Origin of the sequence: Kitasatospora sp. NPDC059571 (assembly GCF_042735675.1) — a bacterium.
Taxonomy (GTDB): Bacteria; Actinomycetota; Actinomycetes; order Streptomycetales; family Streptomycetaceae; genus Kitasatospora.
In genome coordinates, this window is sequence record NZ_JBHWBW010000213.1 from 1 (window position 1) to 4,935 (window position 4,935).

General features: G+C 76.1%; 4 protein-coding genes and 1 pseudogene. 1 reads left to right on the plus strand and 4 read right to left on the minus strand.

The genetic code is table 11. The annotated features are described in order from the left end of the window. From ACFV0G_RS22515 to ACFV0G_RS22530, 4 genes and pseudogenes are all read right to left on the minus strand, one after another. Window positions 1–401 (minus strand): annotated as a pseudogene (locus ACFV0G_RS22515) (hypothetical protein); the annotation flags it as partial. 400 nt (window positions 402–801) lie between these two features. Continuing rightward, window positions 802–1,251, minus strand: a complete 450-nt coding sequence (locus ACFV0G_RS22520) for a DUF6113 family protein (RefSeq protein ID WP_380550655.1) — start codon at window positions 1,249–1,251, stop codon at window positions 802–804. Further along, entirely contained in the window at window positions 1,251–2,138 is an 888-nt protein-coding gene (mshB, locus tag ACFV0G_RS22525) for an N-acetyl-1-D-myo-inositol-2-amino-2-deoxy-alpha-D-glucopyranoside deacetylase (protein WP_380550658.1), read from the minus strand. The genes ACFV0G_RS22520 and mshB overlap by 1 nt, the downstream gene beginning before the upstream one ends. A gap of 79 nt (window positions 2,139–2,217) precedes the next feature. Beyond that, entirely contained in the window at window positions 2,218–2,412 is a 195-nt protein-coding gene (locus ACFV0G_RS22530; protein WP_380550661.1) for a DUF2304 domain-containing protein, read from the minus strand. A gap of 301 nt (window positions 2,413–2,713) precedes the next feature. Here ACFV0G_RS22530 and ACFV0G_RS22535 point away from each other — a divergent pair, with 301 nt between their 5' ends. Next, window positions 2,714–4,834 (plus strand): prolyl oligopeptidase family serine peptidase, encoded by a 2,121-nt coding sequence (locus ACFV0G_RS22535; protein WP_380550664.1) that lies wholly within the window; start codon window positions 2,714–2,716, stop codon window positions 4,832–4,834. Window positions 4,835–4,935: the final 101 nt, after the last annotated feature.

The window sequence follows — 4,935 nt, forward strand, 5'->3', positions numbered from 1 at the left end:
GGCCGGCCCTCCTGCCGCTGCGCGGGCAGGTCGGGCGCCGTGGGCGCGGCGCCGGCGTCCAACACGCCGAGCACCGGGGAGGAGCCCTGCGGGCGCTGCCGGGGCGCGGCCGGCTCGGCGGCCGGCTCCTCGTTCTTGACGGGGCTGCGGACCACGACCGGCGGGATCGGCCGGGAGCCGGGGATGTTGATCCGCACCCGGGTGGTCAGCGTGGTCTCGGTCTTCGGCACGTCGTCGTCCGGGTGCTCCGCACCGCCGACCGGCGGCTGGGAGGCCGTGCCGAACGGGTCGGTGGAGCGGCCGTGCGCAAAGGCTGCGGCGCCGGGCAGGCCGGTGCCGTACGGCGGTGTCCCGGACGGGTAGGCGTCCGCGCCCTCTGCGGGCCGGCGGCCCTGGGACACATCCCGGCCGCCGGGGCGGGGGGCGCTGCCCCCGCGGGGCTGGTACGCGTTGTCAGATTCGCGGCTGCTCAATGCTGCTCTGCTCCGGGTTCGCGGTGGCGCCTCGGGGGCGGCGACCGCGGGTTGTGGGCCGTCTGGCGCATCCGCGGCGGCGACCGCGCTGCGGACCGGACGGGCCCTCCGACACCAGCTTCTTCACGTGCGGGCCGAGACGGCGCAGGGACCGCCACGCGATTGGGGCTGAAGGTACCCTCCCGCCCTGCACCCGAGGCATCCGGGGCCGTCCTTCCCCCGGCCGCGACCGGCCGGGGCACCCGCACCGGCACCACCTTACTGGGAAGCGCAGGCCGGCGACCCGGATCGGATGGAACCGATACGTCCGATTAGTCCCGCTATACGACTAGGGCCGGGCGTCCTTGACGGTCCGTGGCCGGCCGGCCGGCGGCGCCCCGAAGCCGGGCCCGGAGCGGGTCGGCAGGGTCGCGCAGACCACCCCCGCCACCGCACCCGCGAACAGGTAGAGGTACGAGGTCACCCCGGCGGCGAGGACGAAGTCGCCCTCCGGACGGGGCGCCATCATCACCAGCAGCACGGCGAACCAGCCCGCCAGCGGGATCCCCGCGCCGAGCTTGGTGCCGGTCAGCCGAAGCCCGCCGTAGAACAGCCCGCCGGTCGCACCGAAGGCCAGCAGGACCCCCACCGGCGCCCACAGGGCCTGCACGAAGGCTCCGCACAGCGAGACCGCGGCCCCCAGGAAGAACAGCACCACGTAGGCGGTGATCCGCACCTCGCGGGAGGGGAGCGGCTCGGCGAGGCGCTGGGCGCGGCTGCCCAGGAGTCGCTGCAGCATCAGTCCTCCACCCCGGCGAAGAGGTCGGCCTCCGGCAGCGCCGAACCCGGGCTGCCGTGTACCAGCTGGTAGTACTCGGTGGCCAGCAGCGGCTGGCCGAGGTCGTTGCTCAGGGCGAAGTGGTCGCCGACCACGGTGATCTGCGTGGCGTGCGCCCGCATCGCCGCCGCCTTCGCGCCGGCGTACGCGGCGTTGTCCAGCACCGCGGTGACCTCGGCGTCGTCCACCACCCCGGGCACGTCCGACGGGCGGGCCACCCCGGGGAAGTCCCCGGCCGCCGCCGTCTCCTTCAGGCCGCGCTCGATCACCGACCGCGGCATCCGGCTGTAGTAGACCTTGGCGATCCGCCAGGCCGCGCCCAGCTCCGGCCGCCAGGCCGCATCGGCGGCCAGCTCGAACGCGCGCATCGCCACCCGGTGCGCCTGGATGTGGTCCGGGTGGCCGTAGCCGCCGTTCTCGTCGTACGCCACCAGCACCTGCGGGCGGACCTCGCGGACCACCGCCACCAAGTGCGCGGCGGCCTCGTCCACGTCGGCCCGCCAGAAGCAGCCGGGGGCGTCGTTGTCGGCGACGCCCATCATCCCCGAGTCGCGGTAGCGGCCGGGCCCGCCGAGGAAGCGGTGGTCGGCGACGCCGAGCGCGCGCATCGCCGCGGCCAGCTCGCCGATCCGGTGCGCGCCCAGGGCGTCGTCCCGATCGGCCGTCAGATGGGCCAGCTCGGGCCCGATCACCTCGCCGCCCTCACCGAGGGTGCAGGTCACCAGGGTGACCCGGGCGCCCTCGGCGGCGTACCGCGCCATGGTGGCCCCGGTGACGATCGACTCGTCGTCCGGGTGCGCGTGCACCAGGAGCATTCGGCGGGGCGGCAGGTCCTCGGCTGCGGTCATGACGGCCAGCCTAGACCGTGCGGCGACGGTGCCCGGGGTGCCGGGGCCCGCCGCCGCACGGCCGTGGACCGCCGGTCCGTCAGAGCTTCAGGCCATTGATCATCCCTGCCACGTTGCTGGTGACCTCCTGGATCGACGGCGCGATCGAGGTGGAGGCGAGGTAGAAGCCGAGCAGTCCGCAGATGATCGCGTGGGCCAGCTTCAGGCCCGAGCGGCGAACCAGGACGATCACGATGACGAGCATCAGCACGGCTGCGGAGACGGACAAAGCCATTGCGGCTCACACCCTTTCTCGGGTGCGCCGCCCACGGGACGGGCGGCGGTCGGAACGTGCGGGACGGTCCCCGATCCGGCACCGGGAGAAACGGGACGGTCCGGGTCCGTATCGGGATGATCCAGGCATACCCGATCGGTGACCCCCGTATGACGTTCCGTGAAACCGGCGCGGCGCCGCCGGGGGCCGCCGGACGCCGCACGGCCGGGCCGTTCGGGCCCTGAGGGGCCCGCACGAGCGGATCCTGCGCGCTGCTCCGAACGAGTGATCAACGGGCGGTCAGGCCGTAGGGTCGGGAGCCATGACCACCCAGAACCCCGCGGACACCTTCCCCCGGCAGTACGCGCGCACCCAGCGCTACACCGTCGGCGCCCCCCGGTCCTTCACCGTGGCACCCGATGGCGCCCGGGTCGTCTTCCTCCGGTCGGCCTCCGCGGCCGACCGCGCCAACCGGCTGTGGATCCTCGACGCGGCCACCGGCGAGGAGCGGGTCGCCGCCGACCCCGCCGAGCTGCTCGGCGGCGGCGAGGAGCAGCTGTCCGACGCCGAGCGGGCCCGCCGCGAGCGCAGCCGCGAGAGCTCCGCCGGCATCGTCGGCTACGCCCTCGACTCCGCCGCGGCGCTCGCCGCCTTCGCCCTCTCCGGCCGGCTCTTCGCCGCCGACCTCGCCGCCGGCACCGCCCGCGAACTGCCCGCCGAGGGGCCGGTGCTGGACCCGCGGCCGTCCCCCGACGGCAGCCGCGTCGCCTACGCGACCACCGGCGGCGCGCTGCGCGTCACCCGGGCGGACGGCACCGGGGACACCGCCCTCGCCGAGCCCGAGGCCCCCGGGGTGACCTGGGGCCAGGCCGAGTTCGTCGCGCAGGAGGAGATGGGCCGCGACCGCGGCCACTGGTGGGCGCCCGACAGCACCCGGCTGCTGGTCGCCCGCGCCGACGACACCCCCGTGCAGCGCTGGTGGATCGCCGACCCGGCCAACCCCGCCGCCGCCCCCGCCGAGGTCGCCTACCCGGCGGCCGGCACCCCCAACGCCGAGGTCGGCCTCTGGATCATCGGCCTCGACGGCAGCCGCACCGAGGTGGTCTGGGACCGTGCGGCCTTCCCCTACCTCGCCCGGGTGCACTGGTCGGCCGGCGGCCCGCCGCTGATCCTCGTCCAGGCCCGCGACCAGCGCGGCCAGCAGATCCGCACCGTCGACGAGGCCAGCGGCGCCACCGAGCCGCTGGTCGAGGAGCACGACGACGTGTGGCTGGAGCTGTTCCCCGGCGTCCCGTCCCGGACGCCGGACGGCCGGCTGGTGCGGATCGGCGACGAGAGCGGCGCGCGCGTCCTGACGGTCGGCGAGAAGGCCGTCACCGACGAGGCCCTGCACGTGCGTTCGGTCCTCTCGGTGGCCGATGACGGGATCCTCTTCAGCGCCTCGGCCGGCGCCGCGGACACCACCCGGCCGCCCGGCTGGACGGGGCTCTTCCTGGCCGGCCCGGACGGTACCGTCCCGTTCGGCCCGGACGGCGACGGCGCTGCCTCGGCCGTCCGCGCCGGCGGCACCACCGTGCTGTCCACCGCCCGCGCCGACCGGCCCGGCACCGTCGTCGAGGTGCTGCGCGACGGCGCCGTGACGGCCGTGATCGCCTCGTACGCCGAGACGCCGCTGATCACCGCCCGCCCGCAGTTCCGGTTCGCCGGCGAGCGGCAGATCCCCGCCGCCGTGCTGCTGCCGGCCGGTTACGACCGCGACCGCGACGGGCTGCTGCCCGTCCTGATGGACCCGTACGGCGGCCCGCACGGCCAGCGGGTCGTCCAGGCGCACAACCCGCACCTCACCTCGCAGTGGTTCGCCGACCAGGGCTTCGCCGTGGTGGTCGCCGACGGCCGCGGCACCCCCGGCCGCAGCCCGGCCTGGGAGAAGGCGATCGCCGGCGACATCGCCGCCGTCACCCTCGCCGACCAGGTGGACGCGCTCACCGCCCTGGCCGGGGAGTTCCCGCTCGACCTCGGCCGGGTCGCGATCCGCGGCTGGTCCTACGGCGGCTACCTCGCCGCACTCGCCGTGCTGCGCCGCCCGGACGTCTTCCACGCCGCCGTCGCCGGCGCCCCGGTCACCGACTGGCGGCTGTACGACACCCACTACACCGAGCGCTACCTCGGCCACCCCGACGAGCAGCCGGACGTCTACGACGCCAACGCGCTGACCGCGGACGCGCCGGCGCTGGAGCGCCCGCTGATGATCGTGCACGGCCTGGCCGACGACAACGTGGTCGCCGCGCACACCCTGCGGCTCTCCTCCGCGCTGCTCGCCGCCGGCCGCCCGCACACCGTGCTGCCGCTCTCCGGGGTCACCCACATGACCCCGCAGGAGCAGGTCGCGGAGAACCTCCTGCTGCTCCAGGTCGACTTCCTGAAGCGCTCGCTGGGGCTCTGACCCGCGTCCCGGGCCCGCGGGGTCACAGCCGGCGCGGGGGCGGCGAGGGGCGCGCCAGCGCGGCCGGCCCCCCGCGCCGGGGCGCGTGGGCCCTGGCGCGG